This window comes from Acinetobacter sp. WC-743, from assembly GCF_000335555.1.
Lineage (GTDB): Bacteria > Pseudomonadota > Gammaproteobacteria > Pseudomonadales > Moraxellaceae > Acinetobacter > Acinetobacter bereziniae.
On the sequence record NZ_AMFQ01000076.1, the window covers coordinates 66542 to 81088 of the forward strand.

13 protein-coding genes are annotated in these 14547 nt (G+C 39.7%); 4 read left to right on the plus strand and 9 right to left on the minus strand.

Annotated features, from left to right (window positions below):
• Positions 1 to 32 precede the first annotated feature (32 nt).
• From ACINWC743_RS10395 to ACINWC743_RS10405, 3 genes are read left to right on the plus strand one after another with little or no spacing between them, the layout of a single operon-like run.
• On the plus strand, positions 33 to 1421 hold the full coding sequence (locus tag ACINWC743_RS10395; RefSeq protein ID WP_009585380.1) for an NAD(P)/FAD-dependent oxidoreductase: 1389 nt from the start codon (positions 33 to 35) through the stop codon (positions 1419 to 1421).
• A gap of 18 nt (positions 1422 to 1439) precedes the next feature.
• A complete protein-coding gene (locus ACINWC743_RS10400; RefSeq protein ID WP_009585363.1) occupies positions 1440 to 1790 on the plus strand; it encodes a cupin domain-containing protein in 351 nt (116 codons plus the stop codon).
• A gap of 46 nt (positions 1791 to 1836) precedes the next feature.
• A complete protein-coding gene (locus ACINWC743_RS10405) occupies positions 1837 to 3333 on the plus strand; it encodes a CoA-acylating methylmalonate-semialdehyde dehydrogenase (protein WP_009585367.1) in 1497 nt (498 codons plus the stop codon).
• Between the two features lie 608 nt (positions 3334 to 3941).
• Here the strand turns inward: ACINWC743_RS10405 and ACINWC743_RS10410 are convergent.
• Positions 3942 to 5345 (minus strand): amino acid permease, encoded by a 1404-nt coding sequence (locus ACINWC743_RS10410; RefSeq protein ID WP_035300945.1) that lies wholly within the window; start codon positions 5343 to 5345, stop codon positions 3942 to 3944.
• Positions 5346 to 5635: 290 nt separating this feature from the next.
• Here ACINWC743_RS10410 and ACINWC743_RS10415 point away from each other — a divergent pair, with 290 nt between their 5' ends.
• Positions 5636 to 5956 (plus strand): ArsR/SmtB family transcription factor, encoded by a 321-nt coding sequence (locus ACINWC743_RS10415; RefSeq protein WP_035300964.1) that lies wholly within the window; start codon positions 5636 to 5638, stop codon positions 5954 to 5956.
• Positions 5957 to 6509: 553 nt separating this feature from the next.
• On the opposite strand, the gene ACINWC743_RS10420 is transcribed toward ACINWC743_RS10415, so the two are convergent.
• The 8 genes from ACINWC743_RS10420 to ribBA form a co-directional block, all read right to left on the minus strand.
• The gene (locus tag ACINWC743_RS10420) at positions 6510 to 7475 is read right to left on the minus strand and encodes a cation diffusion facilitator family transporter (RefSeq protein WP_009585434.1); all 966 of its coding nucleotides are present in this window, start codon (positions 7473 to 7475) and stop codon (positions 6510 to 6512) included.
• A gap of 259 nt (positions 7476 to 7734) precedes the next feature.
• A complete protein-coding gene (glmS, locus tag ACINWC743_RS10425) occupies positions 7735 to 9573 on the minus strand; it encodes a glutamine--fructose-6-phosphate transaminase (isomerizing) (protein WP_009585381.1) in 1839 nt (612 codons plus the stop codon).
• Positions 9574 to 9585: 12 nt separating this feature from the next.
• Entirely contained in the window at positions 9586 to 10950 is a 1365-nt protein-coding gene (gene glmU, locus ACINWC743_RS10430) for a bifunctional UDP-N-acetylglucosamine diphosphorylase/glucosamine-1-phosphate N-acetyltransferase GlmU (RefSeq protein ID WP_005035042.1), read from the minus strand.
• Between the two features lie 21 nt (positions 10951 to 10971).
• On the minus strand, positions 10972 to 11448 hold the full coding sequence (locus ACINWC743_RS10435; protein ID WP_009585439.1) for a phosphatidylglycerophosphatase A: 477 nt from the start codon (positions 11446 to 11448) through the stop codon (positions 10972 to 10974).
• A 22-nt stretch (positions 11449 to 11470) separates the two neighbouring features.
• Complete coding sequence (thiL, locus tag ACINWC743_RS10440) at positions 11471 to 12388, minus strand: thiamine-phosphate kinase (RefSeq protein ID WP_009585377.1); 918 nt, start codon at positions 12386 to 12388, stop codon at positions 11471 to 11473.
• Between the two features lie 11 nt (positions 12389 to 12399).
• Complete coding sequence (nusB, locus tag ACINWC743_RS10445) at positions 12400 to 12849, minus strand: transcription antitermination factor NusB (RefSeq protein WP_004825937.1); 450 nt, start codon at positions 12847 to 12849, stop codon at positions 12400 to 12402.
• A gap of 3 nt (positions 12850 to 12852) precedes the next feature.
• The gene (gene ribE / locus ACINWC743_RS10450) at positions 12853 to 13323 is read right to left on the minus strand and encodes a 6,7-dimethyl-8-ribityllumazine synthase (RefSeq protein ID WP_004718750.1); all 471 of its coding nucleotides are present in this window, start codon (positions 13321 to 13323) and stop codon (positions 12853 to 12855) included.
• 101 nt (positions 13324 to 13424) lie between these two features.
• Positions 13425 to 14546 (minus strand): bifunctional 3,4-dihydroxy-2-butanone-4-phosphate synthase/GTP cyclohydrolase II, encoded by a 1122-nt coding sequence (gene ribBA, locus ACINWC743_RS10455; RefSeq protein ID WP_004825939.1) that lies wholly within the window; start codon positions 14544 to 14546, stop codon positions 13425 to 13427.
• Position 14547 lies beyond the last annotated feature (1 nt).

The following is a 14547-nucleotide window of genomic DNA, read 5'->3' on the forward strand; positions in this document are numbered from 1 at the left end:
AATCAATACTAAAAATGTTTGAGGAATAACAAATGAATGAAGCACTTAGGGATGAGCTCATCAAATTACCAAATATTCCATATTGGTATAAAAAAACTGATGAAAGACCATCGTTAAATACTGAAGTTGATGCTGATATAGTCATTATTGGAGCTGGTTACACAGGCTTATGGACTGCGTATTATTTACTTAGAGCATTACCTTCTCTTAGCGTTGTAATTTTAGAGCGTGAACATGCTGGATTTGGAGCATCAGGTCGTAATGGCGGTTGGGCTTCTGCCATATTTCCAATTTCACTGTCTAAAGTAGCAAAAAATTCATCTCATCAAAGTGCACTGTTTTTACAGCAAATTATGAATGAGACAGTAGATGAAATTGGTCAAGTTCTTCAATTAGAAGGTATTGATGCAAATTATTCTAAAGACGGATTTTTATCAATTGCTCGAACACAGGCCCAACTACAGCGTGCAAAATCTTCAGTTAAGGCTTCGAAAGATTTTGGTTTACCTGACCAATGGTATTTCCTTGATGCTAAAGCAACAAGATCAAAGATTAATGTTTCTAATGCATTGGGGGCAATTTATACGCCACATTGTGCTGTAATTCATCCAGGTAAGCTTGTTAGAGGTTTGGCTAAAACTGTAGAAAAATTAGGTGCTAAAATTTATGAGAAAAGTGCCGTAACACATATAAATTCTGGGCAAGTTACGACTCTAACAGGCAAAGTTAAAGCGCCTATTATTGTAAAAGCTACAGAAAGTTATTCATGCCAATTAGATGGATATAAACGATCAATTATTCCTTTGTATTCATTAGTACTGGCCACCGAACCAATTCCTGCATCTGTAAGAAATGATCTGAAGTTAAACCATAGGTTAGCTTTTAATGATATGAGGCATTTGCGTGTCTATGCACAAATGACTGCTGATGGACGGTTGATTTTTGGTGGGCGTGGCGCACCTTATCACTATGGTTCAACAATTTCACCTGAATTTGATCTTGTTGATAACGTTCATGAAAGTATCCGTAGCACTATTAATGATTTTTTCCCAACTTTAAGCAGTTTAAAAATAACTCATCGATGGGGCGGAGCACTTGGGGTTGCCCGCGATTGGTCACCATCTGTAGGTTTTGATCAGAATACTGGTATTGCTTGGGGTGGCCATTATGTTGGGGATGGCGTCGCGATGAGTAACCTTTCAGGACGAATTCTTAAGAACTTAATTTTGAATATTTCAGAACCAATTAATAAGCTGCCAATCGTAAATCATGCTTCTCCTTTATGGGAACCTGAGCCTTTACGATGGATGGGGATTAATTTTGGTTTATCTGCAACGGCGTTTGCCGATAAAGAAGAAAACATGACTAACCGTCCTTCTACAGTTGCATCTGCACTAGAAGCATTGACTGGCGCTCATTAATTCTAAAGGAGTAACTATATGACAAGTATGACTATTGTTAAGCGCGATGAAATTGAAAACGGTAACTTACCTGCTGCAGGTTTACGTGCTGGCGCTGATAGTGGAAACCCTCAATTAGGAGTTCAAACTCTTGCACCTAATGCTCAAGGGAATTTAGGGATTTGGGAGTGTCAACCAGGAGGATGGCCTGTTATCGACAGAAAGGATACCGAGTTTTGCTACATTATTTCAGGTAAAGCAACTCTAACTGATGACAAGACAGGTGAGGCCATTTCTGTAAGTGAAGGCGATTTAATAATTCTACCTGTTGGCTGGACAGGTCGTTGGGATGTTACTGAAACAGTTCGAAAAATATTCACAATTTATTAATTCAATCATTTCCTTAAGGAAAATATCTAAAGTTAAGGAGAATCAAATGAGCCAAATCGTTGGACATTTTATCAATGGCGAAGTAGTTGTAGATGAAAGCAATACTCAACCAGTATTCAATCCATCAACAGGTGAGATCAGTAAGCAAGTAAGTTTAGGTGGAGCTAAAACAATCGATGAAGCAGTCGCTTCAGCTAAAGCAGCATTTCCATCATGGAGTAAAACACCTCCACTAAAACGTGCTCGCATCATGTTTAAATTTAAAGAATTACTAGAGCAAAATAGTGCTGAAATTTGTCGTTTAATTGGCGAAGAGCATGGGAAAATTATTCATGATGCAGCTGGAGAATTACAGCGTGGTATTGAGAATGTCGAATATGCATGTGGTGCGCCTGAATTATTGAAAGGCGAACATAGTCGTAATGTTGGTCCAAATATTGATTCGTGGAGTGAATTTCATCCACTAGGTGTGGTTGCGGGTATTACACCATTCAATTTTCCTGTAATGGTTCCGCTATGGATGTTCCCAATGGCAATTGTATGTGGAAATACTTTTGTCCTAAAACCTTCTGAACGGGATCCTAGTGCGACTTTATATATTGCTCAGTTGTTAAAAGAAGCTGGTTTACCTGATGGTGTACTTAACGTAGTAAATGGTGGCAAAGAAGCTGTAGATGCTATTTTGGTTAATAAAGACATTCAGGCAGTAAGTTTTGTGGGGTCTACTCCAATTGCTGAATATATTTATAGAACTGCTACCGCCAATGGTAAGCGTTGCCAAGCTCTTGGCGGTGCGAAGAATCACGCAATTGTTTTGCCTGATGCAGATTTAGATAATGTCGTGAATTCCTTATTAGGAGCTGCTTTTGGTTCTTCTGGCGAGCGATGTATGGCTCTATCTGTTGCGGTTGCAGTTGGTGATGAAATTGCTGACAAAATGATTGCAGCTTTAAAAGATGCGATGGCAGGTTTAAAAGTAGGTATTCATTCAGATAAACAAAATGATTTTGGACCTGTAATTACCGTAGAACATAAAACCAAAGTTATTGGACATATTAAGAGTGCTGAGCAGCAAGGAGCTACTATTTGTGTAGATGGTTCAGATCTCGTTCATTCAGATTACGAAAATGGTTTTTATGTCGGGGCTACATTGATCGATGGGGTTACCAAAGACATGAGTAGTTATCAGGCAGAGATCTTCGGCCCAGTACTTCAGGTTATGCGTGTTAAGACAATGCAGGAAGCAATGGAATTAATCAATGAACATGAGTATGGGAATGGTACCTGTATTTATACTAGAGATGGAGAAGCTGCTCGTTATTTTGCAGATAACATTCAAGTTGGTATGGTTGGTATTAATATTCCACTGCCTGTGCCAGTAGCTTATCAAAGTTTCGGTGGCTGGAAGCGTTCATTATTTGGTGATTTATTTATGTATGGTCCAGACGGCGTACGTTTCTTCACTCGCCGCAAGACGATCACTCAGCGTTGGCCAACTGCACAAATACGAGAAGGTGCTCAATTTTCAATGCCTACCTTATAGTTTGAATAATAATACAAAATAGTTGAATGGCTTAAACCTCTTGATGTTTAAGCCATTTTTCTTGAATTAAGTAAACATTTTCTGCTTTCCCATTAATGAGAGAATTCTAAACTTGAGCTTTCCAGTTCTTTTCTAAAAACTGTAGTGAGTAAATTATCTTACCTCTAATGTGGTCGCTGCTCATTATTATACAAACGTTATAACTACACTATTTCTCTAACCTATGTCAGGTTTTCAAATAAATAAGTATCGAGAACGCCCTTCCTGAATGAATCATTCAATAAAACATTTTTGTAGCTTCCTTGATTATATGTACGATTCTTATACTTTTATCTTTACACAACTCTAGCAATTTGGATGAGGTCAACTCAGGATTATTATCAACATGAGGTAGCTTTGGAAAAGTCACATTAATATCCAAGTAGTTCTAGTCATTAAGTAATACGTTCAACCAGCAAAAATGTGTCTACTTCGATATTAGGGGAAGGGGACAATCGCTGTCATAAAGCTTTTATATATAAGTATAGTTTTAATTATTGATTTGGAAATTAAAATCTCGGTATTGGTATACCGAGATTTATTCACTCAACAATACAAGAGGATTCTAATTATTTAGTGTGTCTTACAGAATTAATTTGTTGGACCTGTGATGCCTTATTGGGGCTAACAATTTTCATAGCGAAGTATGCAATAACAATAACAAAGATTGCAATTATGGACTGTAATAAGCTAAGTCGTGTAGCTGGATTGATCCCCATACTAACTAAAACAGCGATGATGCATAGAGTTACAAATAACGGTAACCAAGGATGCAACCACATCTTAAACGTTAAAGTTCCTTCCTGTATCCATTTTTTTCGTAATTTTAACTGTGATAAGCAAATCACTAAATATATAAATAGAAATAGAGCACCAGATGAATCAAGTAAAAACTGGAATGCAGTGTCTGGCCACAATGCCGCAATTACAACACATCCATATCCCACTAAAGTAGAGGTGAGGACCCCCAAAACTGGTACACCGCGCTTATTTTTTCTTGCTAACCAGCTTGGAGCTTCATTATTTGAACTTAACACATGTAATAAACGAGAAGCAGTGTATAAACCTGCGTTTAGCACAGATAAAACAGCAACTAGTATAACGATTGTCAATATTGTACCAGCACCAGGAATGCCCATTTTTTCAAGTGTAGCGACAAATGGGGATTTGCCAGGAATAATACTAGTCCAAGGTTGAGCAACAACAATGAATAGTGTAGATAACACAAAAAAGACTAAGATACGCGCCATCACAGTATTTACAGCACGACGTATATTTTTAGTGGGATTATCGGATTCTGCAGCAGCGATTGTAGCAACTTCTACCCCACTCATTGAGAATATTACTGAAACAACTCCAGAAAATAGTGCTAATGTGCCATGTGGCAAGAAACCGCCATGCTGAGTCAAATTAGAAAAAGAAGCTGTTGAATTTGGCCATACTTTAAATACATATGCACCGACTATAACTAAGAATACAATAATTGCTGCTACTTTAATTCCAGCAAACCAGTACTCTGCCTCACCAAATGAACTTACTGATAATAAGTTAAGAGAAGTCATAAGTATTAACAGCGCTAGCGAGATAATCCAAACTGGAATATGTGGCAACCATTGATTAATAATTTGTCCACCAACAACTGCTTCAAAGCCAACGACAACAACCCAGAAATACCAATAAAGCCATCCTGTTGAGAATCCTGCAAGATTACCAAAGGCTAATCGGGAAAAATCCACAAACGAGCCTTTGGAAGGGTGAGCTGCTGCCATTTCGCCAAGCATTCTCATAATCAGCCCAACCATTATTCCTGTGATAGCATAGCAGATGAAAGCTGCTGGACCTGCTGCAGCTATTACTGAACTAGAACCGACAAACAAGCCAGCCCCAATTACACCTCCAAGGGCTAGCATGCTAATGTGGCGTGTTTTAAGTACTGATTTTAACCGTGGATCATGTTCCGTATGAATAGGCATTTTTAGTTCCTCTATGATTATACTTTTAACTCCATGTATGCAAATAATAAGCATGGTAAGAAACCATTTCCTATATGAAAAAAAGATGAATTTGCCTGTGGCTTTCATATAAATGTATGAAGAGGGATTAAGTTTGGCATCATTCATTTTAAGTTAAGGGGTATAGTTGATTAATGGTGATTAAATTCACGTCCACAGAAAGATTTCTTTCTCGATATTAAGTCTTGTTCTGATGAGGAGCGCAAGGGTAGAATCTTTGATGACGATCAATGATGAACAATGACAGAAATATGAGTGTTAAAGAAGGTTCAACAGAAATATCACAGGACGACATTATTATTCTGGCTGAAACTTTTCGGCTTTTAGGTGATGCGTCACGTCTGAGAATTCTTATGTTCTGTATGCGTGGACCTAGCCCTGTAGGTGATATTTGTGAGGCACTGGACTTGTCTCAATCCTTGGTCAGCCACCATTTACGTTTATTACGTTCTGCACGATTGGTTAAAAGTGAACGTCAGGCGAAGCAAGTCTTGTATGAAATTGCCGATACACATGTGAGCCATGTTTTGTCTGATATGGCAAAACATATTGCAGAAGAGCAGTGTGGTTAATTTCGGTATTCTGGTCTTTAGAAAATTATAACAATCAATATGATTCACTTAACATGAGTTCATCCTAATTTAAATGAAAAGGGCTTTGCTTTTTTCATCAGTAAATTTTACCAGACATCGCTATTGCGGTTGGTGGCATGGCTGCCGCCGTCGGTTAAGTGCGATATGAGCAAAAACAAAGCACTGCTTTGTTTGCAGCGCAAGATCCCTGTCAAACAAAGGATTTTTGTTATCTTTTCATCTCTAAAAAGTAAAACATCGCTTACGCAAATCGATTCAAACTTTAGAAGCATAGGGTGGTATTGCAAGCTTTATATAATGAAAAATATATTGTGTTGATTTTATTGGTATTTTTTGTGTGATTTTTTAACTGATTGACTATGTTATGCTAGTTTTCTTGATTTGAATCTTTATTTTCATTCATATTTTGAGTTGGATTTAAACACGAAGAATAAACAAAGACGCTTCAAAACATAGATCCTAAGTTTGAACGTTAACGCCACATGGTTAATATAACTCCCTTGTGGCGTTTTGTGGTTGATTGATGCAGAACTTAGTGACTATGCCCAGCATGAGGATCAATTTTGACAGGCTTTTCAAGGCTACATGAGCTATCGCCTTGCCAATCAATGGCAACAGTTGGATGTTCAATATCAAATTTGGTTTTTAATTCATGTTCAATTTGTTCGGTGAGGGTCTTGATATCTACACCCGCTTCAGGTTGGACGTGTAATGTTGCCATTGCTCTTCCAGATGTGATCATCCACACATGAATATGGCTAATTTTCTGAATGCCTTGAACAGATTTTAATAAGTGCGTGGTGATATCTGTAGTATTGGCATTTGCAGGAGCACCTTCTAATAGGATATGAATGGTTTGTTTAAACAATGCCCATGCGCTACGTAATACCAGTAATGAGACAAGAACAGACAAAATAGGATCAATAGGGGTCCAACCTGTGTACCAGATCACAATCGCCGCGATAATTGCAGCAACAGAACCCAATAAATCACCCATCACATGGAGAATTGCACCCTTAACATTCACATGATCTGTGTCATTACGTGTCAGATACCATAATACAAAGATATTTACCAACATTCCGATAATAGCCACAATGAACATGGGTCCCGCAAGAACGGGTTGAGGTGATTGAAAGCGTACAACAGCTTCATAAACGATCCAACCCACAATCCCAAACAAAGTTAGAGAATTGATTAACCCTGCAATCACTTCGAATCGCATATAACCAAAAGTACGGGATTTATCTGCGGTGCGGCGACCAAAGCGAAAGGCTGCGTAAGCTAAGCCTAATGCAAGTGCATCTGTCATCATATGTCCTGCATCCGCAAGAAGTGCCAGTGAACCAGATATGATTCCTCCAGCAGCTTCGACGAGCATGAAACTAAAAATAATGAAAAATGAAATTAGAATTTTTTTCTCATTTCCACCATTCGCTTCAGGCGCATGGTCATGATCGCTATGGCTGTTATGGATATGATTGTGATTATGTCCCATAAGGACCTCTACATTATTAGATTGCTTACATATGAATATATGTTCATATGTTTGTTTTGTCAAATGTGTTTATGTTAACTGTTCTATTTTATTATTGATCAAAATATTTAAAGTCTGATGTACTTCTATCTATATAGTCTTTTATAAAAAAATCCACACATCCATGCCATTTTCATGCATGAATTGTGTGGATCTTTTACTATGGGTATATATTAGATTTTATCAATCAGATACATATACTCAATATCTAAAATATGAACTATTCAACAGTGACTGATTTAGCCAAATTACGCGGTTGGTCTACATCTGTACCACGTAAAACAGCAACATGATAAGACAACAACTGTACTGGCACACTGTAAACAATCGGCGCTAACCATCCGTTGACTGCAGGTACATTAACAACATGTTGGCGGTCTTTATTGACGATTCCACTGTTTTCATCGGCAAACACAAATAATTCACCGCCACGCGCTTGAACTTCTTCCATGTTGGATTTGAGTTTATCCAACATATCATCATTCGGTGCAAGAATAACCACAGGCATATCATTGTCAACCAAAGCCAATGGACCATGTTTCAATTCGCCAGCAGCATAACCTTCAGCATGGATATATGAAATTTCTTTAAGCTTTAAAGCACCTTCCAAAGCGATCGGGAATTCTGTACCGCGACCCAAGAATAAACAGTGTTGTTTCTCTTTGAACAGGTCTGATAAACGTAAAATTTCCGCATCATTTTGTAAGGTATCAAGAATAACCTTTGGAATATGCCATAACGCAGAGGTAATTTGTTCAATAGATTCTGCACTGATGCTTTGTTTAACTTGACCCAGTTTTAGCGCTAACAACATCAAAGCTGCAAGCTGAGTGGTAAATGCTTTGGTTGAAGCAACACCAATTTCAGGGCCAGCAAGGGTTAAAAGATGATGGTTGGTTTCACGAACCATTGACGATGTTGCAACGTTACAAATGGTCATGGTGCAAATATTTAAGCCTTTTGCCTGCGCGCGTTTTTGGGTGTCACGCAAGGCGGCTAAAGTATCCGCTGTTTCACCTGATTGTGAAATACAGATATACAGGGTGTTTGCTACAATCACTGGCGAGCGATAACGGAACTCGCTGGCAATTTCAACTTGGCATGGCAAATCGATCAGTTGTTCAAACCAATATTTTGCAATCATCCCCGCATGGTAGCTGGTTCCACAAGCAAGAATTTGAATTTGTTGGACATTTTTAAAATCAACTTCAGCATTTTGTAAAAAGTCTTCACGCAATGCATTGCCATTTAAGGCTTGAGAAATGGTTTGCTGAATTGCTTCAGGCTGCTCATAGATTTCTTTGAGCATATAATGCTTGTATTCACCTTTTGATGCATTGCTTACTGCGGCATCTAACTCCTTAACAGGACGCTTAACCAATTGATCTTTAACAAAAACCTCAATAGTTTCACGGGTTAAACGTGCAATATCACCTTCTTCAAGATAAATAAAACGATTGGTGACAGGTAAAAGCGCCAATTGATCAGAACTGATAAAATTTTCGCCAATACCTACTCCGATGACTAAAGGTGAACCTTCACGCACAGCGATCAATTCATCAGGAAAATCAGTATGTACGATACCCAATGCATAAGCACCTTTCAGTTGAGGAACAACCTCTTCAACTGCTTTCAGTAAACTTGGCGTTGATTTGAGTGCTTCAGAAATTAAATGTGCAACAACTTCAGTGTCTGTTTGTGAAGTGAATACATAACCAAGTGCTTCAAGATCATCTTTGAGTTCTTGGTAATTTTCAATAATACCATTATGTACAACAGCCACATGCCCAGAAATATGTGGATGGGCATTATTTTCAGTAGGTTTACCGTGAGTTGCCCAACGCGTGTGCGCAATACCCAGGGAACCTAAAATATTTGATTCAGAAATTGCCCCTTCTAAATTGGCAACTTTACCAACACGACGTTCACGCAAGATTTGACCTTGGTCAACAAGGGCAACACCAGCAGAGTCATAACCACGATATTCAAGGCGCTTTAGACCTTCAATTAAAATATTTGTAATGCTTCGTTCAGCAACGCCACCAACAATACCACACATATTAATATCCTCTTATTTCTTGACCTTTTGGGGACGTTGATAATTTTCTTTAGAAATTTGTTTTGCACGTTCAAATGCAAGACTGTTGTCAGCGACGTCATGGGTAATCACAGAACCAGCACCTGTGGTTGCGCCATGACCAATCTTGATTGGGGCAACCAGAGAATTATTGGTGCCGATAAAGGCATTATCACCAATGATTGTTTTGTGCTTATTGGCACCATCATAGTTACAGGTGATGGTACCTGCACCAATATTGGAGCCTGCACCAATTTCAGCATCACCTAAATAGGTAAAATGATTTGCTTTTGAGCCTAGACCAACTGTGGAGTTTTTAACTTCTACAAAGTTTCCAATATGCACTTCGTCTGCGAGTTGAGCACCTGGACGAAGGCGTGCAAATGGACCAATCAATACATTCGAACCCACCACAGCATCTTCAAATACGCTATACGCTTGAACTTTAGTACCTGCAGCGATTTGAGTATTTTTAATCACACAGCCTGCACCGATTTCAACACCATCACCAAAGCTACAATTGCCCTCGATAATCACATTGATATCAATACGAACATCGGTACCCACTGTGAGTTGACCACGTAAGTCAAAACGTGATGGGTCAATCAAATGCACACCTTGTTGCATCAGTTGTTTGGCCTGATAGTTTTGAAATTCACGTTCCAAAGCCGCAAGTTGGATACGATCATTAACGCCTTCAACTTCAAATGCCAATTCAGGTTGAATTGAGGCAATTTCCATTCCGTCAGCCAATGCCATTGCAACGATGTCAGTCAGGTAGTATTCACCTTGCGCATTATCATTACTGAGTTGAGGTAACCATTCATGCAGTTTTGCATTGCTGACACAGTAAATACCTGTGTTAATTTCTTTAATCTGGCGTTGTTCTTCAGAAGCGTCTTTATGTTCAACGATTGCTTGAATTTTTCCATCTTTACGAACAATACGTCCATAACCGGTTGAATCTTCAAGCGTCAATGTAACTAAGCCAATACCTGTTGTCGTGGACACATCGATTAAACGTTGCAAGGTACTGTGTTGGACACAAGGTACATCACCAGAAAGGATTAACGAAATTCCATCTTTAGGTAAAACAGGTAAGGTCACTTTAACGGCATGCCCTGTACCCAATTGCTCAGTTTGTTCTACCCATTCAACGTTTTCTTGTGCGAATGCCTGTTGAACCAGATCACCGCCATGCCCAAAAATGGTAATAATATTTTTTGCTTGTAATTGTTTCGCTGTTTCAATTACATGACCGAGTAATGGACGTCCTGCTAAAGGTTGAAGTACCTTCGGTAAACGTGAGCGCATACGCGTTCCTTTACCCGCCGCAAGAATGATCACAGTTGTAGACATATCACACCTAACAGATCTGGCTTAAGCCATTTTAAAATATAAATAAATCATGATACATATTGCTGCCCAGACCCCTGCAATAATGTCGTCGAACATGATGCCAAAACCGCCATCAACTTTTTCATCAATAATGCGAATTGGCCAAGGTTTCCAAACATCAAATAAGCGGAACAATGCAAAGCCAACCACCACCCATATCCAATTCATTTGTCCAATATAGATCAAGGGAAGAAATGTAATAGATTGCCCTGCAAACTCATCCCAAACGATTCGACCATCATCATGCACATGAATAATGTCTGCCGTTTTTCCACAAATCCAGATGCCAACCAAAGACATAATGATGATTGCCAATATGGCGCCATAAAAGCCAATTGCAAGCCAAATGGGGATAAACAATAGGGCAAAAGCAGAGCCGAAAGTGCCTGGTGCTTTGGGTGCTAAACCAGAACCAAAGCCTACACCACAGAACACAATAAAGCGTTCTGTCCATGTCATATTTTTAAAGACAATCGGAGGTTTATGCAAAGTGTTGGTACCCTTGAAGTTGCAATGAATGGTCTAAGCCATCTTTCTCAAATGCAATGCCACATTGTTGTGTAACTTTTCCAATAATTGTAGTGCTTACATTGGGTTGTAATTGCAAAAGTTTATCATAATTTTGCATACTTATTGTAAAGCATAATTCATAGTCATCTCCGCCAGCCAAAGCATATTTCCATTGCTGATTTTCACTTAAATCCCTTAAAGCAGGATTAATCGGGAGTTGATTTAAATTAATTTTAGCACCGACTTTAGAAGCGTCCAAGATGTGCCCAAGGTCTTGAGCCAAACCATCTGAAACATCAATCATGCTTGACGCTAAACCTTTGAGCATTGCGCCAAGTTCACAACGAGGTGTTGGGTAATCTAGACGTTGTTGAAGGGGATGCCCTAAATGTTGTAGCGCAAATGCGGCATCACCTATAGAACCACTGACCACAATCAGATCATCCACTTGTGCTTGCGCACGCGTCACAGCTTGACCAGTTTCAATCCAGCCAAGTGCGGTTACAGTGATGGTCAGCTGAGGGCTTTGTGTAGTGTCACCACCAATTAAACGTACCCCAAATTGATCACAACAATCATATAAGCCCTGACTAAAATCTTTTAGCCAGTCATGATCGATTTGGGCTAAGCTCAATGCCAGAAGAATGCTATGCGGTTTTGCACCCATGGCAGCAATGTCTGAAAGATTGACAGCGACAGATTTCCAACCAATGGCATGGGCAGAAGTATCTAAGGGGAAATGCCGTCCTGCGACAAGTGTATCTGTACAAATCACCAGTTGGTGATTTAAAGGCGGGGTGAGCAGGGCTGAGTCATCTCCAACACCTAAGTCAACATCAGACTGTTGCTGACAATTGAAATAGCGTTCAATAATTGAAAACTCAGCCATGTAAAAACAACTTATTTCGCTTGTTGTTTTTCTGCTTCACGCAGGCTTGTTGCTAAACGGTCTAATACACCATTGATGTATTTGTGACTGTCCGCACCACCAAAGTGTTTTGCCAATTCAATGGCTTCATCCAGTACCACGCGATATGGAATTTCAAGATGATCTTTGAGTTCATATGCGCCTAAACGTAATGTAGCAAGTTCTACACCGTCTAATGCATCAATCTCACGATCAAGTACTGGAATAAGTAAAGCATCCAATGCTTCATGGTTTGCGATCACAGTAGTGAGCAACTCATGATAATAGCTCAGATCCACTTTATGCATAGCATTTTCAGCACGTGTACGTGCTTCGATTTCATGCACTGGGTTGTGGCTCATTTGCCATTCATAAATCCCTTGTACAGCAAAGCGACGTGCTTTACGTTTCGCTGCATAAGTAGCTTGGAGTGTTTGCGACATGCTTTAAATTGCCTTTAACAGGTTAACCATTTCAATTGCAGTAAGGGCAGCTTCACCACCTTTATTACCTGCTTTTGTACCAGAGCGTTCAATCGCCTGTTCAATACTATCCGTAGTCAATACACCATTAATTACAGGTAAACCAGTATCTAAACCAACTACACCTAAACCTTTGGCACATTCACCTGCAACGAAGTCGAAATGTGGAGTACTTCCACGAATCACTGCGCCAAGAGCGATCACTGCATCAAACTTACCTGAAGCTGCAAGTTTTTTAGCGACAACAGGAAGTTCCCATGCGCCAGGTGCATGAACGACAGTGATATTATCGTCGCTTACACCATGACGATGCAATGTATCAATTGCACCTTCTAATAAATGTTCAACAACAAAGCTGTTAAAACGACCAACTAAAATCGCGTAACGGTCTTCGCTCGCGAGATGTAATAAACCTTCAATTCGGCGAATCGCCATAGCAACCTCGATAATTTTACAGATAAGTTATTTTACAGATTTCTTTGATCAAATGCTTTCTTTCATGGAATCACCCAGATCAAAGAGATCAATTGAAACAATTATGAATCAATCTCTTGTTCAGCGGTAATATACTCAACCACTTCCAGATTAAATCCTGATAATGCATTGAAACGGAGTGGCGAGCTTAGCAACTTCATTTTTTCTACGCCCAAATCACGTAGAATCTGAGCACCTACACCAATCGTTTGATATTGCTGAGAAAGTGCGGCATTTGATTTGGTCGGCTTTGGTTTGCCCAATGCTTCTAACGCTGGACCTAAATCAGATAAATGACGTTGCCCGATCCAGACCAATACACCACGATCACTATGGGCAATCGTTTTCAGTGCTTTATCTAGATTCCACGCAGGCTCACCATCTTTTTTATTGAGTTTAAGTAAGTCGCGAGCAGGATTGAAACCGTGTACACGTACAGTGGTTACACCTTGTTTAGGTTCACCTTTCACCAAAGCCAAATGAATATCTGGGTTACCGATTTCACGGTAACGGTAAAGATCAAATGTTCCATATTCAGTATCAATGCTTTGCTGATCCAAACGTTCTACCGTTTGTTCATTGGTCATTCGATAATGGATGAGGTCTGCAATCGTGCCAATTTTCAAACCATGTTTTTCTGCAAACACTTCGAGATCTGGACGACGTGCCATTGTACCGTCTTCATTGATGATTTCGCAGATCACTGAAGCTGGTTCTAAGCCTGCCAAACGAGATAGGTCACAACCTGCTTCGGTATGCCCAGCACGGTGAAGTACACCACCTGGTTGAGCCATCAATGGGAAAATATGACCTGGTTGTACAATATCAGAAGGTTTGGCATGTGCAGCAACCGCAGTCTGAATGGTATGTGCACGTTCTGCCGCGGAAATGCCTGTTGTAATACCGTTTGCTGCTTCAATTGAAAGCGTGAAGTTTGTGCTGTGTTGAGCACCGTTGTGATCGACCATCAACGGTAAATCCAGTTGCTTACAGCGATCACGACTCAAGGTTAAGCACACTAGACCACGTGCATGTGTAATCATAAAGTTGATGTCTTCAGGACGTACATGTGTTGCAGCAATCACCAAATCGCCTTCATTTTCACGATCTTCGTCATCCATCAGGATAACCATTTTCCCTGCACGGATATCTGCTACAAGCTCTTCAACGGTATTGAGCGGCATC